16 protein-coding genes and 1 pseudogene are annotated in these 21,525 nt (G+C 69.2%); 3 read left to right on the top strand and 14 right to left on the bottom strand.

Annotated features, from left to right (window positions below; all coding sequences use genetic code 11):
• Positions 1-138: 138 nt before the first annotated feature.
• The 6 genes from AB0F61_RS06595 to AB0F61_RS06570 are packed head-to-tail and all read right to left on the bottom strand — an operon-like array spanning position 139 to position 6,176.
• Positions 139-1,005 carry a sugar phosphate isomerase/epimerase family protein gene (locus AB0F61_RS06595; protein WP_357803968.1) on the bottom strand — a complete coding sequence of 289 codons (867 nt, stop codon included), beginning with the start codon at positions 1,003-1,005 and terminating at the stop codon, positions 139-141.
• Entirely contained in the window at positions 1,002-2,180 is a 1,179-nt protein-coding gene (locus tag AB0F61_RS06590; RefSeq protein WP_357803965.1) for a Gfo/Idh/MocA family oxidoreductase, read from the bottom strand. The genes AB0F61_RS06595 and AB0F61_RS06590 overlap by 4 nt, the downstream gene beginning before the upstream one ends.
• Positions 2,177-3,010 (bottom strand): TIM barrel protein, encoded by an 834-nt coding sequence (locus AB0F61_RS06585; RefSeq protein ID WP_357803963.1) that lies wholly within the window; start codon positions 3,008-3,010, stop codon positions 2,177-2,179. Before AB0F61_RS06585 ends, AB0F61_RS06590 begins: the two co-directional genes overlap by 4 nt.
• Positions 3,007-3,861, bottom strand: coding sequence for a carbohydrate ABC transporter permease (locus AB0F61_RS06580; protein WP_357803960.1), 855 nt, complete (start codon positions 3,859-3,861; stop codon positions 3,007-3,009). Before AB0F61_RS06580 ends, AB0F61_RS06585 begins: the two co-directional genes overlap by 4 nt.
• Entirely contained in the window at positions 3,858-4,853 is a 996-nt protein-coding gene (locus AB0F61_RS06575; protein ID WP_357803957.1) for a sugar ABC transporter permease, read from the bottom strand. Before AB0F61_RS06575 ends, AB0F61_RS06580 begins: the two co-directional genes overlap by 4 nt.
• Positions 4,854-6,176 (bottom strand): extracellular solute-binding protein, encoded by a 1,323-nt coding sequence (locus AB0F61_RS06570; RefSeq protein ID WP_357803954.1) that lies wholly within the window; start codon positions 6,174-6,176, stop codon positions 4,854-4,856. It lies immediately after the preceding gene.
• Positions 6,177-6,398: 222 nt separating this feature from the next.
• Between AB0F61_RS06570 and AB0F61_RS06565 the strand changes: the two genes are divergently transcribed.
• From AB0F61_RS06565 to AB0F61_RS06555, 3 genes and pseudogenes are all read left to right on the top strand, one after another.
• Positions 6,399-7,385 carry a LacI family DNA-binding transcriptional regulator gene (locus tag AB0F61_RS06565; RefSeq protein WP_357803952.1) on the top strand — a complete coding sequence of 329 codons (987 nt, stop codon included), beginning with the start codon at positions 6,399-6,401 and terminating at the stop codon, positions 7,383-7,385.
• Positions 7,386-7,453: 68 nt separating this feature from the next.
• A pseudogene (locus tag AB0F61_RS06560) lies at positions 7,454-7,597 on the top strand (bifunctional D-altronate/D-mannonate dehydratase); the annotation flags it as partial.
• Between the two features lie 256 nt (positions 7,598-7,853).
• On the top strand, positions 7,854-9,713 hold the full coding sequence (locus AB0F61_RS06555) for a KUP/HAK/KT family potassium transporter (protein ID WP_357804144.1): 1,860 nt from the start codon (positions 7,854-7,856) through the stop codon (positions 9,711-9,713).
• A 53-nt stretch (positions 9,714-9,766) separates the two neighbouring features.
• Here AB0F61_RS06555 and AB0F61_RS06550 read toward each other — a convergent pair whose 3' ends face one another.
• The 8 genes from AB0F61_RS06550 to AB0F61_RS06515 all read right to left on the bottom strand — a co-directional run bounded on the left by AB0F61_RS06550 (position 9,767) and on the right by AB0F61_RS06515 (position 21,433).
• Complete coding sequence (locus tag AB0F61_RS06550; protein WP_357803949.1) at positions 9,767-11,734, bottom strand: amino acid transporter; 1,968 nt, start codon at positions 11,732-11,734, stop codon at positions 9,767-9,769.
• A 362-nt stretch (positions 11,735-12,096) separates the two neighbouring features.
• Positions 12,097-14,277: an MMPL family transporter gene (locus AB0F61_RS06545; RefSeq protein WP_357803946.1), complete on the bottom strand. Its 2,181-nt coding sequence runs from the start codon at positions 14,275-14,277 to the stop codon at positions 12,097-12,099.
• Between the two features lie 521 nt (positions 14,278-14,798).
• Complete coding sequence (locus tag AB0F61_RS06540; protein WP_357803944.1) at positions 14,799-15,581, bottom strand: MerR family transcriptional regulator; 783 nt, start codon at positions 15,579-15,581, stop codon at positions 14,799-14,801.
• A gap of 45 nt (positions 15,582-15,626) precedes the next feature.
• Positions 15,627-16,388 carry an ABC transporter permease gene (locus AB0F61_RS06535; protein ID WP_357803941.1) on the bottom strand — a complete coding sequence of 254 codons (762 nt, stop codon included), beginning with the start codon at positions 16,386-16,388 and terminating at the stop codon, positions 15,627-15,629.
• Positions 16,385-17,182, bottom strand: coding sequence for an ATP-binding cassette domain-containing protein (locus AB0F61_RS06530; protein ID WP_357804141.1), 798 nt, complete (start codon positions 17,180-17,182; stop codon positions 16,385-16,387). The genes AB0F61_RS06535 and AB0F61_RS06530 overlap by 4 nt, the downstream gene beginning before the upstream one ends.
• Before the next feature lie 173 nt (positions 17,183-17,355).
• Positions 17,356-17,622, bottom strand: coding sequence for a hypothetical protein (locus AB0F61_RS06525; protein ID WP_357804154.1), 267 nt, complete (start codon positions 17,620-17,622; stop codon positions 17,356-17,358).
• A gap of 260 nt (positions 17,623-17,882) precedes the next feature.
• Positions 17,883-18,467 carry a helix-turn-helix transcriptional regulator gene (locus AB0F61_RS06520; RefSeq protein ID WP_357803939.1) on the bottom strand — a complete coding sequence of 195 codons (585 nt, stop codon included), beginning with the start codon at positions 18,465-18,467 and terminating at the stop codon, positions 17,883-17,885.
• A gap of 92 nt (positions 18,468-18,559) precedes the next feature.
• Positions 18,560-21,433: a BTAD domain-containing putative transcriptional regulator gene (locus tag AB0F61_RS06515; RefSeq protein WP_357803936.1), complete on the bottom strand. Its 2,874-nt coding sequence runs from the start codon at positions 21,431-21,433 to the stop codon at positions 18,560-18,562.
• Between the last annotated feature and the right edge of the window lie 92 nt (positions 21,434-21,525).

Here is a 21,525-nt window from a genome sequence, read left to right as displayed (position 1 = left end):
ATGGCCCACGGATCGCGCACCAGTGGCGGTTGTCTGGACACTATGGGCGCCACCAGTGCCCGACAATCGGTTGCCAACATTTGCCACACTCGATCGACACCGGAACCACAGAGCATGAATTCCCGTCAATTCAGGGAATCAGCGTCCCGCCTTCTCCGCGCGTACCCGAAGGTCCAACTCCCGAAGGTAGGCCAGGTTGTCCCGGGTCCGCTGAGCCAGCGGCACGGCGGTGGAGAAGTCCTCGACCGTCACCCACCCGTCGTAGCCGACCCGACGCAGCGCGCCGAGATAGGCCGCCAGGTCGGCCTGCCCCTCCCGCAACGGCGCCCACTCGGCCGACCAGCGCGGTCCCCCGTCGTCCCGGGTGCCGCTCACCCGCCACGCGACGTTCTTCACGTGCACGTGCGCCAGGTACGGGCCGAGCAGCTGGAAACCGGCCATCGGATCCTCGAACCCCTCAATGGTCAGGTTGCCGATGTCGTGGATGACCCCGGCATGCTCCGGCGGCAGGCCGTCGAGCAGCCGCATCGCCGCCGACGCCGAGGCGACGATGGTGCCGTGGTGCAGCTCGACCAGCGCGGTCACCCCGTGCTCCGCCGCCCGCCCGGCGATCCACTCCAGGTCCCGGCGGGTACCGGCCATCAGCTCCCGATAGTCGCCGCTGCCCAGGTGCGGCATGGTCACCCGGACCCGTTCCGCGCCCAGCGCGGCGGCCGCGGCCAACACCCGCTCGACGTTGCCGTGGTCGGCCGCCGGCACGTACGCCCCGAGCCCGGACAGCGCCAGCCCGGCCTCGCGGGTGATCGTGGCGATCCGGGTCAGCTCACCCTCCAGCCCGGTCAACGGGACGGTCGCCCGGTTGCCGGCCCAGAACCCGGGCGGTCGGGCCGGTTCCTGGTCGGTGACCCGCCACTCGACACCGTCCCAGCCCTGCGCGGCCAACTGCCCGACCGTCTCCTCCGGCGTCCAGTCCGGCGTGGACGCCGTGAACACCGACCACCTCATCGCGCCACCCCCGCCCGCAGGACGGACGACACCGTGGCCGCGGGGCCCTCGACGGCGGCGAGCACGTCGTCGAAGTCGCCGGCCAGCACCGCCGGCACCGACACCGGCCGACGCAGGTGCGCCGAGAGGTAGACCGCCTTGACCACGGCGACGTCGAGCAGCGCGTCGACCGCCGTGACCCCCGGTCGCCGGCCGCCGAGGATCGCCTCGACCGTGTCGTGGTACTGCCGCAGGTGCCCGGTCACGAAGGCGTCGTCGGGCTTGGTCGCCCCCCGCAGCTGCGACGGTGGCACGGCGTCGCCGGACCGGTCGGGCCCGTCGGCGTACGCGGACGGGTCCGGGCCGTCGGCGGTGTGCAGGTATTCCAGCTGGTCGTCGTGGATCACCGCGGACCCCTGGGAGCCGTGCACCTGCAACCGCACGCCGAGGCCCGGGTACGCCGCGGTGGTGGCGTGCAGCACGGCGAGCGCCCCGTCGGCGAACCGGATCGCCGCCACGGCGACGTCCTCCACCTCGACCCGCTCGTGGGCGAGGACGCCGGTGTAGGCGAACACCTCCTCGGGCCGGCCGAACAGCCACAGCAGCAGGTCCACGGTGTGCACGCCCTGGTTTATGGTGGCGCCGCCGCCGTCCTGTTCCCAGGTGCCGCGCCAGCCCGCCGAGTCGTAGTACCGCTGGCCCCGCCACCACGGCACGCTGGCCACCGCCGAGGTGAGCCGCCCCAGGTCGCCGGCGCGCACCCGGGCGGCGACCGCGACGCTCGCCGGGTCGAACCGGTGCTGGCAGACCACCGCGCAGACCTGACCGGCCGCCTCGGCGTCCGTGGCGACCCGGGCGATGCGGCGGGCCGCCGGCAGTGAGGCATCGAGGGGCTTCTCGACGAGCACGTGCACGCCGGCCGCGAGGGCCTCCTCGGCGAGGTCGGCGTGCGTGCCGCTGGGCGTGCAGACCACTACCAGGTCCGCCGCCTCGGCCGCGAGGGCCTCGCCCAGCGAGGCGTACCGGGCCGGCGGCGGGCCGCCCTGCTCGCCGATCCACCCGGCGAGCCGGTCGTTGGCCTGCGGGTCCGGGTCGGCGAGCGCGGTGAGGCGCAGTCCGGGGTGCCGCAGGATCGCCCCGGCGTGGGTGCGGGCGATGACCCCGCTGCCCGTGATCACGACGTTGAGGACGGTCATCGAAGATGCACTCCTATCGAGGCGGTGAGGTTCACGAACGCGCGCGCCGCCCGGCCGAACTCGGCGGGGCCGGAGAATCCGCCGAGGGCGTGCTGGCTGGCGAGGTGCGGTTCGAGGGAGGCGAAGCCGGCATAGCCGTCGTCGCGCAGCGCGGTGAGCGTCCGCAACAGCTGGCCGTCGCCGTGGCCGGCGGGCACGACCTCGGCGGTGGCCGCGATTGCGTCCTTGACCTGCAGGTACTCCAGGTGCGGGCGCAGCAGCGCGTATCCGTCGTCGTAGGGCCGCACCCCGACCTGCACGAAGTTCGCGTTGTCCCAGGCGACGCGCAGCGCGGGCGAGTCGACCGACTCGACGAGGTCGGCGACCCGCCGCGGCACATCGCCGTAGATGTCCTTTTCGTTCTCGTGCAGCAGCACGACGCCGGAGTCCTCGGCGAGGGCCGCGAAGGCCCGCATCCGCGCCAGCACCGCCGCGCGGATCTCGGCCGGGGCGACCCCGGCCGGGCGGTAGAACGAGAAGATCCGGACGTACCGGCTGCCCAGCCGGTGCGCGGCCGCCACGGCGGCGCGCAGCCGGTCGATCTCACCGCCGTCCTCGGTGGTCACGTCGACCTTCCCGACGGGCGACGCGACAGCCGATACCGCCATGCCGCGCGCGTCGACCGCCTCCGCCAGGGCGTCCAGTTGGGCGTCGCCGAGCTCCACCACGTTGGTGCCCCACGCGCTGCGCACCTCGATGTGCCGGGCACCGAGGGCACCGAGCACCGCGAGCTGCACCGCCGGGTCGGGATCGATCTCGTCGCCGAAGCCGGACAGCGTCCACGCCGTCACTTCACACCTCCCGCGGTCAGCCCACCGACGATGTACCGCTGGAAGGCGAGGTAGAGGGCGACCACCGGGGCCGCGCAGACGAGGGCAGCGGCCATCATCTGCCCGTACGGCGGGATCGCCCCGCCCTCCTGCGCGGCGCCGAAGACCTGCAGCACGACCGCCGCGGTGCGGGTGTCCACGTCGGTCATGACCGAGGCGAACAGCACGTCGTTCCAGCCGAGCAGGAACGCGAAGATCGCCGCGACGACCAGGCCCGGCCAGCTCAGCGGGATGACGACACGCAGCAGGATCTGCCAGCTCCCGGCACCGTCCACGCGGGCGGCCTCGATCAGCTCGCCGGGCAGCTCACGCAGGTAGGTCACCATGATCCAGGTGGAGAACGGCAGCCCGAACGTGAGGTAGGTGACGACCAGCGACCACCGGGTGCCGATCGTCGGCACGCCGAGGCTGTTGCCGATCGTCGCGAAGAGCACGAAGACCGGCAGGAGCAGCAGCGTGCCGGGGATCGACTGCATGCCCAGCAGCGCGCGCAGCACGGTGCGCCGGCCCCGGAACCGGTGCCGGACCAGGACGTACGCCGAGAAGACCGCGATCGCCGCGCAGGTCACCGCCACCGTGCCGGCGACGAGCAGGCTGTTCGCGAGCCCTCGGCCGAGCGGAACGGTCGACCAGATTCGAACGTAGTTGCCGACGCTGACCCGATCCGGCCAGAACTCACCGGCGGCCACGGCCAGGTCGGTGTTGACCGAGGCGAGGAAGACGTAGCCGACCGGCGCGCCGACGATGGTCAGCAGGAACACCGTCAGGCCGATCTGCAGTGGTCGCGGCAGCAGGCGAAGCACGGGGTTCATGCGGCGGCCTCCGGCGCGTCGAGTCTGACGGTGCGCAGATAGACCAGCAGCGGGACCAGGATCAGCGCCAGCGAGATCACGGCCATCGCCGCGCTCAGCCCGAACCGCAGGTTCTGGAAGCTCTCCACGTACGTGAGCACCGGCAGCACCTCCACGTCGTGCGGGCTCGGGACGCCGAACAGCACGAACGGCAGGGTGAAGCTGTTCACCATGTGCAGTAGCGAGATGATCGCGGCGAGCGCGACCGGGGGGCGCAGCAGCGGGAGGATGACGTGGCGCAGCTTCGCCCCCCACTGCGCGCCGTCGAGCGCGGCGGCCTCGTGCAGGCTGTCGTCGATGCCCTGCAGGCCGGCCAGGGCGAGCAGGTAGACCAGCGGCCAGCCCGACCAGGCCTGCACGACGATCAGGGCAAGGTAGCTCTTCGGCCCGTTCAGCCACAGGCCGCCGGCGATGCCCAGGGTCGCCAGGCCCTGGTTGGCGACCCCGTCGGGTTGCAGGATGATCCGCCAGATGGTGCCGACGACGAAGGCGGGCAGCACGTACGGGATGAGGTAGAGGGACCGGATCAGCGACCGCCCGCGGAACGGCAGGTGGGTGGTCAGCGCGGCAACGACCCCCAGCGGCAACGCGAGCAGCGTCGCGATCACCGCCGCGGACCCGCTGACCCAGATGGCGTGCGGCAGGCTGGTGCGGCCCACCGCCTCGACGTAGTTGCCGGCGCCGACGAACGGCGCCGACAGCCACTGCCGGAAGGTGTACTGGTCGAGGTCGAGCAGCGACATCACCAGCGCGACGACGAACGGCACGACGATGACGGTCAGGGTGAGCAGGCCGCCGGGCGCGAGCAGCCACACCGCGGCACCGCCGGCGGTCGCGCCGCGACGGCGGCGCGGCGGGGACGGGCGGCGCGGCGGGGACGGGCGGGCCACCCCGGCCCGGCGCGCATCGCCGGTGCCCGGAGCGTCCGCGGTCACTGGGTCGTTGACCGTCATCTACTTCGCCTTGTCCAGCGCGGCCTGCGCCTCGGACTGGCCCTGGCTGAGCAGGGCGTTGAGGGACGCGTCGTCGACCTTGCCGGCGGCGAGGTTCGGCACCGACTGGACGACCACGTTGACCAGCGCGAGCTGCACCTTGCTCCACCCGCCGTGGAACGGGGTGCCGTGCGCCTTCGACGCGGAGTCCACGATGGCCGCGAGCGCTGGGTCGGCGACCAGCCGGTTCGCCAGCTCCGCGTTCGTCGGCAACTCGCCGAAGGTCCGGTAGTAGGCCTCCTGCGACTCGGCGGTGGTCAGCATGTTCACCAGGCGCAGCGCCAGGTCCTGGTTCTTGCTGTACTTGGCGATCACCAGGTTGTCACCGGAGAGGATGCTGGTGGCGCCGACGCCGCCCGACGGCAGGCTGGTGGCGCCCGGCGGGACGGTCGGCATGACGGCGTAGCCGTACTTGCCGGCGACCGCGGACTTGTCCAGCGTGACCTTCGAGGTCGCCGAGACCATCGGCAGGAAGGCGGCCTTGCCGGCACCGAACGCGGCGATGGCCTGGGCGTTCTTCCAGCCGGTCGCCGCCGGGTCGACGACCTTGTCGGTGGCGAGCCAGCCAAGGTACGTCTGGTAGGCCTTGACCGTGACCGGATCGGTCAGCCGCGCCTTGCCGTCGGAGACCAGCGGGTTGCCGGCCTGGATGCTCATCGCCCAGATGAACTTCCATGGGTCGAAGCCGTCGCCGTAGGCCACGGCCAGGCCGTACCTGCCGGCCCCGGTCAGCTGTCTGGCCTGCTGCCGCAGGCCGTCCCAGGTGCTGGCCGGCTTGTCGATGCCCGCCGCGGCCAGCAGTTCCTTGTTGTACGCCATGACGAACGGGCGGCTGGTGAAGGGGATGCCGACCTCGTGCATGGCGTCCGGGCCGGAGATGCCGAGGGTGGCCGGCAGGAACCGGTCCCGGCCGCCGATCTTCGTCCACTGGTCGGCGGTGAGGTCGACGAAGGCGCCGGTGGAGTACGCCGTCGGGGTGAAGGTGGTGCCGAGGGCATAGATGTCCGGCCCCTGCCCGGAGAGCATCGATGTCTGGATCTTGGTGAGTTCGTCGGTGGGGCTGGCGAAGGTCTCGAACGTGACTTTCGCCCCGGCCTGCTGCTGGAACTTCGCCGAGACGTCGGCGAACCACTGCTTCTGCTCTTTGGGATAGATCGAGTTCGCCCCGATGAGCACGTTGATCGTGCTGCCGCCCTCGGCGGAGCTACCGGGGTCGCAGGCGGTGACGGGTATGGCGACCGTGACGGCCAGGGCCGCCGCGAGAAGTGCACGGATGGCGTTCATCTCTGCTCCTTGGGTGGTGGATGCCCGGAGAGGAATGGCGTGGAAATCACATAGCCAGACACCCGGGAAGTCCCCCGGTTCGATGAAACGTGCGAGGAAACGTAACAACCATGGAAACCGGGTGGCAACCGATTGCCATTAATTGCCATCGATGCTCTGCTGATGTGCATGAACCCCGAAGGCGCGTCCTCTCCCCGTGCGGCGGTACGCCGGGAGGGCCGCGTGACCATCAACGACATCGCTGCCCTCACCGGCGTTGCCGCCTCCACCGTGTCCCGGGCGCTGAGCCGGCCCGACCGGGTCAACCGGGTCACCCGGGAACGCATCCAGGCCGCCGCCCGCGAGCTGAACTACGTACCCAACACCCAGGCGCGGGCGCTGTCGTCGGGGCGTACCGAAACGGTCGCCCTGCTCGTCTCGGACGCCACGAATCCGTTCTACTTCGGACTGATCCGAGGCGCGCAGCAACAACTGCGCGCCGCCGGCCACGCCCTGCTGCTGATCGACACCGAGGACTCGGCCGAGCTGGAGAACCATCTGCTGCACAAGGTGCGCCGGTCGGTCGACGGGGTGATCCTCGCCGCCTCCCGCCTTCCCGAGCAGACCCTCTCCGTCATCGCCGCCGAACTGCCGGTCGTCACCGTCAACCGCAACGTCCCCGGGGTGCGCAGCGTCGTCATCGACAGCCCGGACGGGGTGATGCAGGCCGTCGAGCACCTGGTCTCGCTGGACCACCGGGCGATCGCGTACGTCGCCGGACCGCCGTCCTCCTGGGCCAACGAGGCCCGGTGGCGGGCGATGCGGACCGCGATGGCCCGACACGGCCTCACCGCGGCCCGCGTCGGACCGTTCGGCGTGTCCCGCAGCTCCGGGTCGGTCGCCGCGGACGCGCTGCTGAACACCGGCGCCACCGCCGGCGTGACCTTCAACGACCTGCTGGCGATCGGCATCCTGCGGCGGCTGGCCGAACGCGGCGTCGACGTCCCCGGCGAGATCAGCGTGGTGGGCTGCGATGACATCTTCGGTGCCGACTTCTGCAGCCCCCCGCTGACCACCCTCACCGCGCCGATCGAACAGGCCGGCCGGGTGGCGGTGTCGATGCTGCTGGACCACCTTGAGCACCTGGGGGAAACGGCGTCCCGTCAGACCGTGCTGCTGCCCACGCACCTGACCATCCGGCAGTCCAGCGGGCCGGCCCCGCGCCGGTGACCACTCGCCGGGCCGCCTCTCCCGGACGACCGGCCCCCGTTCACACCCCTGTCGAGAAAGGCACCTGCGTGAAGATCGTCGCAGCGGACGTCGTCGTCACCAGCCCCGACCGCAACTTCGTCACCCTGAGGATCACCACCGACGAGGGACTCACCGGGCTCGGCGACGGCACCCTCAACGGCCGGGAACTCTCGGTCGCGTCCTACCTTCAGCCTGAAGGGCCTGCTCAGGGCGATGCACGTGGATAGGTGTCTTAGATGACGGGCGCGCAGCGGTGGTGCGCAGATCGGTGCCCCCGCTGCCACCGATTCCGACATACAACCCAGCTGGCGGCGTGTTGGTTGGTATGCCTATGAGGTGGCGGAGCGACCGGACGACGAACGGCCCAGCCCGAGCCAGCAGCCGGCGCAGAGCGGCGAGCCGGCATCGCGGACAGCGTCTACGAGGCGCCGCACTGCAGGGCTCGGGCTGACCCTGGGCGCGTTGGGCGTGGTGTACGGCGATATCGGGACAAGCCCGCTGTACGCGCTGAAGACAGTGTTCACTCTCGATCGTGGTCTCGTGCCGACCACGCCGGACGTGTTCGGCGTGATCTCGCTGGTGTTCTGGTCGATCATCCTGATCGTGTCGGTCAAGTACGTCATCTTCATCCTGCGGGCCGACAACGAAGGCGAGGGCGGGGTCATGGCCTTGGCCGCGCTCGCCGGCAGAGTTCTGGTCAAGAGCAGCGAGAGGCGCGCCGCCGCTGTGCTGGCGCTGGGCGCCCTGGGTGCCGCACTTTTCTACGGCGACAGCGTGATCACCCCGGCGATCTCCGTCTTGTCAGCGGTGGAGGGCCTTGAGGTCATCTCACCGGCGTGGACGGCGGCGGTGCTCCCGGTGTCCGCGGTGATCCTCACCCTGCTGTTCGCCATCCAGCGGTGGGGCACCGGACGGGTCGGATCGGTGTTCGGGCCGATCATGCTGCTCTGGTTCGCTTGTCTGGGCGTCGCTGGCGCGTCTGAGGTGATCCGCCATCCAGGCGTGCTGGCCGGGTTGTCCCCCACCTACGCTGTCTTGTTCTTCGTCGAACACCCCGTCATCGCGTTCATCGCGATGGGCGCGGTGGTGCTGGCGATCACCGGCGCCGAAGCGCTCTACGCCGACATGGGACACTTCGGTCGCGCTCCGATCCGCCGGGCCTGGTTCTTGATCGTGTTCCCCGCCTTGACGCTCAACTACCTCGGACAGGGCTCGTTGATCCTGCGGGCACCCGCTAGCCGCGAGAACCCGTTCTTCCTCCTGTTACCAGACTGGGCGCAACTGCCGATGGTCGTCCTGGCCACCGTGGCCACTGTCATCGCGTCCCAGTCGGTGATCTCCGGAGCGTTCTCGGTGTCCCGGGAGGCCATGCGGCTGGGCTTCCTGCCGCGTTTGAGCATCCGGCAGACCTCGCGCCACCAGTACGGCCAGATCTACGCGCCGGGTGTGAACTGGGCTCTGTTCGTGGCAGTGCTCGTGGTGGTGTTCGCGTTCGGCTCATCCACCAACCTCGCCGCCGCGTACGGGGTGGCGGTCACCGGCACGTTCCTGATCACCACGACCCTGTTTCTCGTCGTCGCGCGGGTCCAGTGGCACTGGAGCGCCTGGAGACTGATCCTGTTCGGGGTCGTCTTCGGCAGCCTCGAGTTGACCTTCTTCACCGCGAACCTCGCCAAGGTCACCCACGGCGGTTGGCTGACGCTGCTCATCGCACTCGTCCTGTTCACGATCCTGCTGACCTGGCGGCGCGGCGCCAAACTGGTCACCGCCCGCCGCACCGAGCGCGAAGGCCCCTTACGCGACTTCATCGACGGCCTGCACGCCGCCAACACCCCACGGGTGGCGGGAACCGCAGTGTTCCCCCACCCGAACAAGGAGACCACTCCCCTGGCGCTGAGAGCGAACGTGGCGCACAACCACATCCGCCACGACAAGATCGTCATCGTCACCGGCAGCACCGCGAACGTCCCCCACATCCCGTGGGATCAGCGAATAACTATCGACGACCTCGGCGACCCAGACGACGGCATCATCCACATCAGCGCCGTCTTCGGCTTCCAAGATCCCACCGACTTCCCCGAAGTCCTGCGCCGCGCCGCCACTCATCCCCTCGCCGAAGGCATCGACTGCGAACAAATCTCCTACTTCGTCTCGCGGATCACGCTGCGGTGCACCCGTAGCCCGGGAATGGCTGTCTGGCGTAAACGGCTGTTCATCGCTCTGGCCCACAACGCCGCCAGTCACGCCGAATTCCTGCACCTGCCGGAGGACCTCACCATCGTCCTCAGCGCCGAAGTGCCCGTCTAGACGCCGCTTCGAACGCGCCCCCGCGGATGCCACCCAACCGGCTGGTCAGTGCGTCACCCGCCGACGTGGATGCCGGGACGGCGGGCAGGGTCGGACTCGACCTTACGGATGATCTCCCGCACGACCGGTGGGGTGTCGCCGCGGCCGAGCAGAAGGTAGCGCAGCAGGTGCGCCACCGGGTTGCCTTCGGACCATTCGAAGTGGGCGTGCGGTCGTACACCCGTGGCGTCGCGTAGGCCGAGCAGGATCGCGGCGATGGCATTCGGGGCGGCCGGGGCGGTGGTGCGCAGGATCCGGTAGCCGCCGACGTCGACGCCGGTGACATGCAGGACGCCGCTGAACTCCGACGGGTCGACCACGTCGATCTCGAGGAACAGCACGTCGGCGGCTCCGGGGACGGGGTTGAGGCCGCGTTGGGCGCGTTCCTTGAGGCGGTACTCCTTCGCGTCACCGCCCTGGCGACGGTTGGCGATCAGGTGCAGCCGCCCGTCGTGGGCGATCGAGTCGGCGATGAACCGGCGGGCGGTGTCGTCGAACTCAATGTGCTCGGCGCGCAACTCGGTGGTGCGCGAGATCCGGGAGATCAGGGAGACGGTGATGATGCCGGCGATGAACAACCCGGAGATCGCGATGCCGTCGGGCTTCTCGATGACGTTCTCGACCAGCGCGTAACCCAGCACGGCGGTCAGCGCGGCGAACCCGGCGGTGGCGGCGCGTTGCCGGCGGCGCAGCGCGGAGATGGTGACCGCGACGGCGCCGGAGACCATCATCGCCAGGATCCCGGTGGCGTAAGCGCCGGCCTGGGCGTCGACGTCGGCGGCGAACGCGACAGTGATCGCGATGCTGATCAGCGTGTAGACGATGACCACCGGCCGCACGGCGCGTCCCCACTCCGGGGCCATGCCGTAGGAGGGCAGGTAGCGGGGCACGATGTTGATCAGCCCGGCCATCGCCGACGCGCCGGCGAACCACAGGATCAGCACGCTGCTGACGTCGTAGACGGTGCCGAACGCCTCGCCGAGACGCTCGTGGGCCAGGTAGGCCAACGCCCGACCGTTGGCCGCGCCGCCGGGCTGGTACTCCTCCGCCGGGATCAGCACGGTGGTGACCAGCGTGGTGGCGATCAGGTAGCCGGACATGACCAACGCGGCGGTGGTGAGCAGCTTGCGGGTGTTACGGATCCGCGCGGCCATTCGCTGCTCGGCGTCGAGACCGTCACCGCGCACCAGCGGCATCATGCTCACCCCGGTCTCGAAGCCGGACAACCCGAGCACGAGCAGCGGGAAGGCCAACACCGCAGGGCCGATGACGTCACCAACGCCGCTGGTTCCCGCAGTCAGCGCGTCGGTCCACCCGGACAACAGCGCCGGATCCCGCACGATCGCCGTCAGGCCGGCCACGACAACCGCCGCGTTCAACCCGAGGAACACCGCGACCAAGGGGATGGCCACACCCACGGCCTCATTGAAACCGAGCAGGAACACCCCGCCCAGGACCAGCAGCAACACCACCGTCACGACCACCGCCGCGGTTGTGCCGTGCGGGAACCCGTCGGGCAGTACGGGGTTCTCCAGCAGGTGCACCGTGGCGTCCGCCGATGACAGGGTGATCGTGATGATCCACGACGTGGCCACGAACCCCAGCAGGACCAGCACGAACAGCTTGCCCTTCCAGAAGGGCAGAAGACGTTCCAGCATCGCCACCGACCCCTGCCCGTGCGGGCTCTCCCCGGCCACCCGTCGATACATCGGCAGCACCCCGAACAAGGTCAACGCCACGATCAGCAGCGTCGCCACCGGTGAGAGCGCCCCCGCCGCGAGGGCCGCGATGCCGGGCAGATACGACAGGGTGGAGAAGTAGTCCACCCCGGTCAGGCACATCACCTTCCACCAGGCATGGGGCGTGGCGTGCGACTCGCCGCTCTCCGGACCGGGCGGCTGCACGCGATGCTTGAGCAGCCACCGCGTCACGCTCTTCGACGGCGGGCGCAGCGAGCTGGGCACCTCCACCTGAGCGGGCATCGCCGCTCGGGCACCTGGGCGCGAATGAGCGACTCGATCGGTAGCAGCACTGCGGGCCGCGTTCTGCCTGCGGCGCGGCCGCGGATGTTCGTCCGGCCTAGTACCCATGTCGACTCCGTCCCCTGCGTCGGTCGCCTCGCCTCACGACCATCGCAAGATCACGAGTGCGGCAAACAGCGGACACACTACCCACACCACTGGGCGGCGACTCATCCCAATGCCCGGCCACGGGCGATCGCTGACGTGCACGTCGGGACTTCCGGTCACGGCGCGCAAAGACGATCGCATACGGCTTGGGGAACGTTGTCGGACAACACGGTGGGCGGGACGCTCGGCCCGCGCCCACCGCGTGTCGCGATCGTTCAGCGCACCGATGCGTCCTCTGGCCTCGGTTCGTCGGCCGAGGTCGGCCCCGCCGACGGAACTGACCGGACGGCGTCACCATGCCCCGGCCACCAGGCGGCGTGGCCAAGGAGCGCGGTGACCCCGGGAACGAGGAACAGCGACATGATGAACGCGGACAGCACGATTCCCACCGAGACCGCGAAGCCCATCTCGGTCAGGAACGACACCCCGGCGAACAGCATCGAGGTGAACGTGCCGGCGAGGATCAGACCGGCGGCGGCCACCGACGGTCCAGCGTGGTGGATCGCCAACGAGGCGGCGGTGCGCGGATCGTTTCCGGCTCGTGCCTCCTCGCGGAGTCGGGCGATCATGAGAATGTTGTAGTCGGTGCCGATCGCGACCACGAACAGGTACAAAATGATCGGCAGAGAGAACGACAGGCCCGACCGGCCACCGATGCCCTGAAAGGCCAGGACGGTCGCGCCGAGCGTCGCCATGAAGCCGAGGCCGACGGCGATCATGAGGTACACCGGGGCGACCATGCTGCGCAGGAGTAGCCCCAGGATCACGGCGATCAGCACCCCGGCCACCGGGAAGATCACCCACAGGTCGCGGTTGTTCGCGTCGCGGATGTCGGCGAAGACCGAGCTGACGCCGCCGACCAGCGCGGTCGTTCCGGCGGGGGCCTGGTCGTGGGCGACCTGCCGGAGGTCGTCACCGGCCAGGTCGAGGGCCGCATTCGAGTACGGGCTGGTGCTCAGCAGCAGGTTGATCTGGGCGACCGTGCCGTCCGAGCTGACGGTGGCGGGGCTGCCGTCGGGACCGGGCATCAGGCTGCCGACCCCGCGTACCTGGGCCAATGACTGCGCGTAACCGGTGAGTGTTGCCGGGTCGAGGCGTTGGCCGTTGTCGGCGCGGACGTAAACGGTGGTTGGGTTGAGGGCTCCAGCGGGGAACCCGGTCTTCAGGTCCTCCAGGGCGCGCGCCGACTCGGTGTTGGCGGGCAGTTGCGCGACCTGGTCGTAGTCGACCTTCAGGCCGAACACACCCAGCGCCAACGCGACCATGACGCCGCCCGAGGCGAGGGCGACCACCGCCGGCCGACGTCCGGTGAAGCGGCCCAGGCGTTGGAAAACGCTGCCCCGAGGTGCACGCTGCCACGACTTCGACGGCCAGAACACCTTGGGGCCGATGAGCGAGACGATGGCCGGCACCAGCGTGACCGCGGCGATCGCCATGACGACCACCCCGATGGCAAGGCCGGGGCCGAGACTCCGGAAGCCGCCGAACACCGCGAGCAGGAGTGCACCGAACGCGATCACGATCGCCGCGGCAGCCGACGCGATGACCTCGCCGACCCGGCTGACCGCCGTGGCGAGCGCGTTCTTCGGGGCGTCACCGGCACGTAGCCGCTCCCGGTAGCGGAACAGCAGGAAGACGATGTAGTCGGTGCCGACGCCGTAGAGCACCACGGTGAGGATGGTCAGCAGCGACTGGTCCACCTGCATGCCGAACGCCTTGACGAACAGGGTGATGACCGCACTCGACACCGCGGAGACCACGCCGACGACCACGACCGGCAGGAAGGCCGCGACCGGGCTGCGGTAGATGATGAGCAGGAGGCCGACGACCAGGGCAAGGGTCACGATGCTGACGACCAGCAGCGCGGTGTCGAAGGCGTCCTGGTTGTCGACGAGGAGGGCGGCGTCTCCGGTCACCGCGTACGACAGGCCCGAACCTTCCAGGGTGGATTTTGCCTTGTCGCGGATCGACACGACCGCGTCGCCGAGCACCGGGTCGGCGGGTGGACCGGTGAGCGAGATGTTGACGAGCTGCACCAGCTTGTTCGGCGAGACGGCCTGCGGCCCGGTGACCGCGGCGCCGATGCGGTCGATGCCGGCGCCTTGGATCGTCTGGGCGAGTTGATTGACCCGGTCGGTGTCGGCGGTGCCGAGTGGCTGTCCGTCGCCGCGCTTGACGACGATGGTGGCGCTCGCCCCGTCGCCCTGGCCGAACGCGCGTTCTGCCACCTCCTGCGCCTGCACCGACTCGTAGCGCGACGGCAGGAAGCTGGCCTGATCGGTGCTGACCTGATCAGCCAGGGACGGCGCTAAGAACGAACCGACGAGCAGCACGAGCCATACCGCGATCACTTTCCATGGATTGAGGACGATGGCGCGTCCGAATCTGGCGAACATCCGGGAGAACTCCTGTCATGGGTGATGAGTTGCCGGCGACGTCCACCCGCCACGCACTGCGGACCAGGCGGCGAAGAACAGCGGACTGGGTTTGCCATTCACGGAGGCAGTGCCTGTTCTACGGCGTCGCGGCCTGCGGCCGTGACGGGAGACCTCCACTGCGTCGTCTGATGAAAGCCGCGACGTGCGGATCTCGCCGCATGCCCGACCTTTTGTGGTGCCATTGTGGCACCGCTTGGCTCAGCATGCAACCATCCTGGCTCAGGATGGCGCCACCCTTGCGCGCCTCGAATGCCGACCCGACCACAGCCGCCAACGAAGCCTGCCAACCGCCCAGCACAGGCCCGCCCGCGTCCAGCCGGCGCTGGCGTGCGGGTGGGCCGAGTCAGCGCGAGCGACGCCGGGCGACCAATGCCGCGGGTGTCAAGGTCTTGCACGACCAGATCATCCATGCCTGATCCCAGGCCTCCTACCCACGCGAGGGCCGACATCAAGGCGCGCGAAGCGGCGCCGCCGGCGGGTCAGTCGGACGGCGGCTTCGGCAGCCGCTCCATCCGGTTCCACCCGGACCAGCCGCGCTCGCGCATCAGCTCCCGCAGCCGCCGTACCCGCGGGTCGGACTCGATGGCAAGCGCGTCGATCAGGTCGTGCGGGAGCTCGTCCTCGACCTCCTCGCCGGGCATGACCTCGCTGGCGGCGTACGCCTGCTCTGCCAGGCAGGCCATGATGTCGGCGGCCTCCGCCAGCCGCGGGTCGTCCTCCTCGTCACCGTCGAAGATCTCCGAGAGCACCCGATAGAGCCGGACGACCTGCGGATCATCGAGAGCGGCGATCTTGCCGGGCATCCACTCGACGATGCGGTCGGGCCAGCGCGCCGCGACCAGGATCCATCCGTCCCGTTCGGCCTCCACCATCCGCTGTGACGCCCCGATGGCCCGCAGCCGGTCGAGATACGCGGCCACCTCCGGTGGGAGCGCCAGGCTGTCCCCGGCGGTGAGCTGCGCGATGTGTGTGCGGCTGGTCTCCAGCCGTTGGATCTCGTCGCACAGGTGGTTGTCGATGGTCCGGATGGCTTCGGCGAAGGCTGGTGCGTCGGCTTCGAGCATCCGACTGATCTGCGACAGCGGCACGCCGGCGTCGGCGAGGGTGCGGATCTTGATGAGGGACACGACTGCCGTCGCGCCGTACCGCCGGTAGCCCGAAGCGTCCCGCTCCGGCTCGGGCAGGAGGCCGATCTGGTGGTAGTGCCGCACCGCCCGCACCGTGACGCCCGCGTACGTCGCGAGTTGACCGATCGTCAGCATGCTCTGATCCTGCCCGCAGGTGGTGCGGCCCTGGTCGGCATCGTCTCAGGAGACCTTGCGACGGTAGGTGAGGTTGGCGAACAGGTAGGCCAGGACGAGGATTCCGGCGCACCAGGCGAGGGCGATCCAGATGTCGGTGCCGACCGGCTGTTGGCTGAACAGGTCCCGGATCGCGTTGACGATGGAGGTCACCGGCTGGTGCTCGGCGAAGGCGCGCACCGGGCCGGGCATGGACTCGGTGGGCACGAAGGCGGAGCTGACGAACGGCAGGAAGATGAGCGGGTAGGAGAACGCGCTCGCGCCGTCCAGCGTCTTCGCGGTGAGACCCGGGATCACGGCGATCCAGGTCAGCGCCAGGGTGAACAGGACCAGGATGCCGGCGACCGCGAGCCAGCCCGACACGCCCGCCCCCGTACGGAAGCCCATGATCAGGGCGACGCCGATGACGACGACGAGCGAGATCAGGTTGGCGACCAGCGAGGTCAGGACGTGCGCCCACAGCACGGATGAGCGGGCGATCGGCATGGACTGGAACCGTTCGAAGATGCCCCCCTTCATGTCCAGAAAGAGCCGGAAGGCGGTGTAGGAGATGCCGGAGGCGATCGTGATGATCAGGATGCCGGGCAGCAGGTACTTCACGTACGAGTCGGTTCCGGTCTCGATCGCGCCGCCGAAGACGTAGACGAACAGCAGCATGAAGGCGATCGGCATGATCGCGGTGGTGATGATGGTGTCCGGGCTGCGGGCGATGTGGCGCAGTGAGCGTCCCAGGAGAACGGCGGTGTCGCCGACGAAGTGCTTGTTCATCGTTGTTCCTTGTTCGTTCGGGCGCCGACGAGAGTGAGGAAGACGTCCTCGAGGCTGGGCTGCTTCTCGACGTACTCGATCTTCGCGGGTGGGAGGAGCTGCTTGAGCTCGTCGAGGGTGCCGTTCACGATGATCCGACCCTCGTGCAGGATCGCGATCCGGTCGGCGAGCTGCTCAGCCTCGTCGAGGTACTGAGTGGTGAGTAGCACCGTCGTGCCGCCGTGGGCGAGTTCCTTGATGGCCTGCCAGACCTCGATGCGCGCCTCCGGGTCCAGCCCCGTCGTCGGCTCGTCAAGGAAGATCACCGGCGGGTTCCCGATCAGGCTCATTGCGATGTCCAGACGGCGACGCATGCCACCGGAGTACGTCACCACCCTCCGGGTGCCCGCCTCGGTCAGCGAGAAGCGCCTCAGCAGATCGTCCGCGATCGCGTGCGGGCCCTTGAGGTGCCTGAGCTTAGCCACCAGGATGAGGTTCTCCCGCCCGCTGAGGATCTCATCGACCGCCGCGAACTGTCCGGTGAGGCTGATGGACTCGCGTACGTCGGCGGCCTGGGCCGCAACATCGAAACCATTGACTCGGGCGGTCCCCGCATCGGCCTTGAGCAGCGTGGAGAGGATCTTCACCACCGTGGTCTTGCCTGCCCCGTTCGAGCCGAGCAGGGCGAAGATGCTGGCCCGAGCCACGTCGATGTCCACGCCACGCAGGACCTTCAGCTGCTTGAACGACTTTTCCAGGCCGTGCACGTGGATCGCGGGCTGCTCGACCTGACCTGTTGGTGGCGGGATGCTCATGGCAGCCAGCATGGAGGGTTGACGCAGGGTCAGGGTCAAGCCCACGGCGCGGATTCGATTGTTCGCCCAATGACAGTTGTGGCATGACGCTCCCGACGAGAGTGCCTGACTCACTCTCGACGTCGGTTGCCGGCGGGCGGCAGCGCTGAGCCGACCGAGCACAGATCACCCTGTCAGACGCGGCCCGACGGTGCGCCGCCAACGCGGTACACCTCGCTGACGACATACGCGCCGGTGGCTGGCAGCGGGAGCGGTACGAGCGCCTCAACGAGCTGCTCATCGGGCCGGCGAGAACGCGGACTGCCACGATCGCTGGTAGCTTCCACCGAGCGATTCCACCGTCTCCACCGCTGGCCTCGGCCCCGATCGCGCCGACGGTACCCGGTGATTTCCGGCTGCTCTTCGAGGTCGACGTAGTCGCCGCCGTCGAGCACCGCCATCGCGAAGCGCAGGCTATACGACGGTGGTGCGGTAGTTGAGGCTGAGCCGCGCGCCCTGCCGACAATCCTGCTGCCGCAGTGCTCCGGACACATCAGATCCGTCTGGGTTCCGCCGCAATCGATGCGACCGGAGCATCGGCCTGAAATACCAGGTCGGAGCCCCTTTCCCTGTAAGTCAGGGAAAGGGGCTCCTGCTTGTTGGCAGGCAACGAGTGGGCAGACGACCTGCCACGATGTGGCTCGTCGTGGCAGCGGTTTACTCACGCGCCAACATGGCGTGCTCGGCTTGGTGTGGTCAGCGCAGTTGTGATGTCCAGATGAGGCTGAGCCGGCTGTGGTGAGGGCAAACCGGAGTGCGGTTCCGACCGACCAGGCCCAGACTTCGTGGCCGACGGTGCGTTATCCGATCGGGGCGCGGCAGGTGCGCCTCGTCTCGCCAGTTCTCGGCGTGAGGTGATGTCGAGCTTGCGGAAAATCTTGCGTAGGTGGTAGTCCACCGTGCTGGGGCTGATGAACAGTTGTGCCGCCACCTCGCGGTTCGACGCACCGCTCGAAACCCGGCGCGCGATGTCGCGCTCCTGGCTGGTGAGGCAGCAGCACTTGGCGAAACGGCTGGTCGAGTCGTGGTGGGCCAGCGTGCTGCGCAGCTCCCGGCGAGATGCTACGCCCAGCCTGTGAAACACTCCGCGTAGGTGGTGTTTGACGGTATGGGTGCTGATGACCAGGTGCGTCGCCACCTCGACGTTGGTGGAGCCTGCCGCCACCAGCATGGCGATCTGTTCCTGGCGTGGGGTCAATACCGCACGGGGAAGGGCTCGGGCGGGCTCGGCTACGGCGCAGTGCATGGTGCTCCTCCGGCGAGGGTTCGGGGCCTCGACGACCATCCGATCCCACCGCCGTGCACGACGAGTGCAGACTGAGTGCTCGCCCTACCCGCTCACGACGCGCCCCTCATCAAGCTCAGCCGGGCCCGGACATACGCGACCATGGTCCGATATGCCTCGGCCTCCTCGATGCCGGAGAACTCGACAAGTTCCCGGAAGCCGTTGTCGGCGATCAGGTTCTCGAACTGCTGGCACCCCCGCTCCGCGCGCACCAGGTCGCCTAGGTCGAATGCGGCCCGCGCGAGGATCGCCGCGACCGCACACCGGGGACCGTTCGACTCACAGACGCCTTCCGTCAACCCCCACTCCGACACCGTCGCCGCTCGTTCGAGCCGGCCGAGTTTCCAGGAGGACTCCGCAATGAGCTGGGCGTAGTAGATCTTCAGGTGATCGAGGTGCCTCGCCACTGCGATGGCCAGCCCTTCGTCCGCGACCCGCGTGCCAGCCTCGAACTGGCCGGACCCCAGGAGCGCTCTCGTGAGTGTCAGCAGCGAAACGGCGAGCAGTTCCTGGTGCCCCGTCTGCCGAGCAAGACCCACCGAGCGTTCACCGCACGCGTTGGCGGCGTCGTGGTCGCCGCGCGACAACGAGAGCACGGCGAGGTTTCGCAGGACCTCGGCTTGACCAGTGAGTTCTTCGGCGCCTTCGAAGATGGACAAGGCTCGACGAAGATATTCGTCGGCCTGTGGCAGCGGGGCGAAGGCCTCACCGACGGTACGAAGAAGTTCCGCCTCCATCAGCGGCTCGCCGAGCACGCTGACCAGGTCGAGGATCGCGAGTACGGTCTGTGTCCGGCCCGCGGGTATGGAGTTGCTGCCCGGTGCTGAGGCGGCGAGGACCATAGCCGCCGCGTCGCGCCCCAGGCCGTGTGTGAGGGCCAGATCGATCGTCGCCCACAACGCGGACCGTTCCCGCGCATACCAGGCGGCAGCCTGTGGCACGCTGTCGAACGATTCAGGCGTCACATCCGACGGCGGTTCGCGGACGGTGCCGATTGGCTGCCGGTGGTGGCTCGCATAAGCGGCGCGGGCCGAGTGCAGGTAGTGCATGACGAGACGCCGCTCGTACCCCGGTCGTTCTTGATCCTCGTCGAGGAGCTCGCCCGCGTAGGCCCGCAACAGGTCGTGCAGACCGTAAAGCCCTAATTGCGACTCGTCGAGCAGATTTGCGGTCACCAATTCCATGAGCAGTTCGCGCGCCTGTGCGCGACCGACTCCGGCGACACTGGCCACCGACTCCAGCGGAATCCCCGGACCCGGATGGACGGCGAGGGCACGAAAAACCTGAGCCGCTGACGGATCGAGGGCGCGATACGACCACGAAAACACCGACCGGACATCGTCGGACGAGTCCGCGCTGGACAACGCGTCGAGCCTGGCGGACGGCGCCGAGACGTCGCTGAGGACCGCGCTCAATGGCAGGGCCGGATTGAGGGCCACCCGGGCCGCGACGATCGCCAGTGCGAGCGGCAGCCCGGCACAGAGCGTGATGACCTTGTCCAACGCCTCCGGGTTCGCGGTGGCGCGACGGGCGCCGAGGCGGTTGATCAGAAGCTGGCGGGACTCGGCCCCGGTCAGCCGATCGACGTGCAGGTAACGTGCGCCCTCCCGGGTGACCAGGCTCGTCATCCGGTTGCGGCTCGTCACGATGACCAGACAGCCCCGGGAGGCTGGCAGCAACGGGCGGACCTGATCGGAGTCGCGCGCGTTGTCCAGAAGGATCAGGAGGCGACGACCGAAGAGGCGACTGCGGTAACGAGCTGCCTGCGCGTCGACGGTCTCCTGCGGTGACGAGACCGCCGGCTCGCCCAGGGACGCGAGCAACGTGGCGAGCGCCTCCTCCGATGACATGACCCGTCCGTCCGGATCGAGACCCCTCAGGTTTAGAAACAACTGGCCATCGGGAAACTCGCTGACGATCTGGTGGGCCCAGTGCACGGCGAGCGCGGTCTTACCGATACCACCCATGCCGCCGAGCACGGTGATCACGATGGTCGCGTCGCTGAGTGCGTCAGGCAGTTGGTCGTCGAGCACGGCGGCCACGTCGTTTCGGCGGACAAAGCCCGCGACCTGCGGCGGCAGCTGTGCGGGCCGGGGAGCCTCCGGCGGGCGCAGTTCCTCCTGCAGGGTCCAGCCGCTGGCGAGCAGTTCCCGATACGCCTCCCGCAGTTCCTGCCCCGGGTCCACCCCCAGTTCCTCGGCGAGACGTTGACGGGTTCGCTCGAAGACCCGTACCCCTTCCGCCCGGTGACCGGTGGCCACGTACGCGCGCATCAGGCACGCCTGTAGCGCCTCGTCCAGCGGCGCTGCGCCGGCAACGCTCAGCAGTGGAGTCAAGGCGGTGCCGGCCATGCCGTGGGCGATCGCGGCTTCGCTGGCCGCGAGCGCCACCGCGACGCGCTCCCGTTCGATGGCGACGAACTCCGGCGAACTCAACGCGCTGGTTGGCAGGTCGGTGAACGCGGGGCTGCGGCCAAGCTCCAGAGCGGTCAGGTACGCCCGTACACCGGCCATGGCATCCCCGCCGGCGAGCGCCTCACGGGCCCGCCGGACCAACTCGCGATACATGGCCAGATCGGAGGCCTCGGTCGCGAGGAGCAGCCGGTAGCCCGTACCGGCCGGTAGGAGGTATCGACCGGTTGCGCGGACGTCCAGGTCCGGTTCGAGAATCCGCCGGAGGTTCCCGACGTGCCGGTGAATTTGGTTGGCGGCGCTGGCCGGCGGTTGTTCGTCCCACAGGCTGTCGATGATGTTGTCGAGGCTGACCGCGTCACCCCCGGCGGCGAGAAGCTTGGCCAGGATGATCCGCTGGCGCACCGGGCCAAGATCAACGTCCGAGCCGTCCCGCCGGCAGCCAAGACCGCCGAAGACCTTGAACTCGCAGTGGGACTGCGGCGCGTCCGGGAGCCTGCGGTCGGGCGTCGTCACGATTGACATCCTAGAGATGGAGGGGCAGCGGTTTCGCTTTTCGGCCCAGCCTGCGGTTTGCCCCGGGTCCCCCGCATCCCCCATCTCTCGTT

Origin of the sequence: Micromonospora sp. NPDC023888 (genome assembly GCF_040639415.1) — a bacterium.
Taxonomy (GTDB): domain Bacteria; phylum Actinomycetota; class Actinomycetes; order Mycobacteriales; family Micromonosporaceae; genus Micromonospora.
The sequence above is the reverse complement of the archived record's forward strand: the minus strand, read 5'-3'. Positions and strand labels throughout refer to the sequence as shown.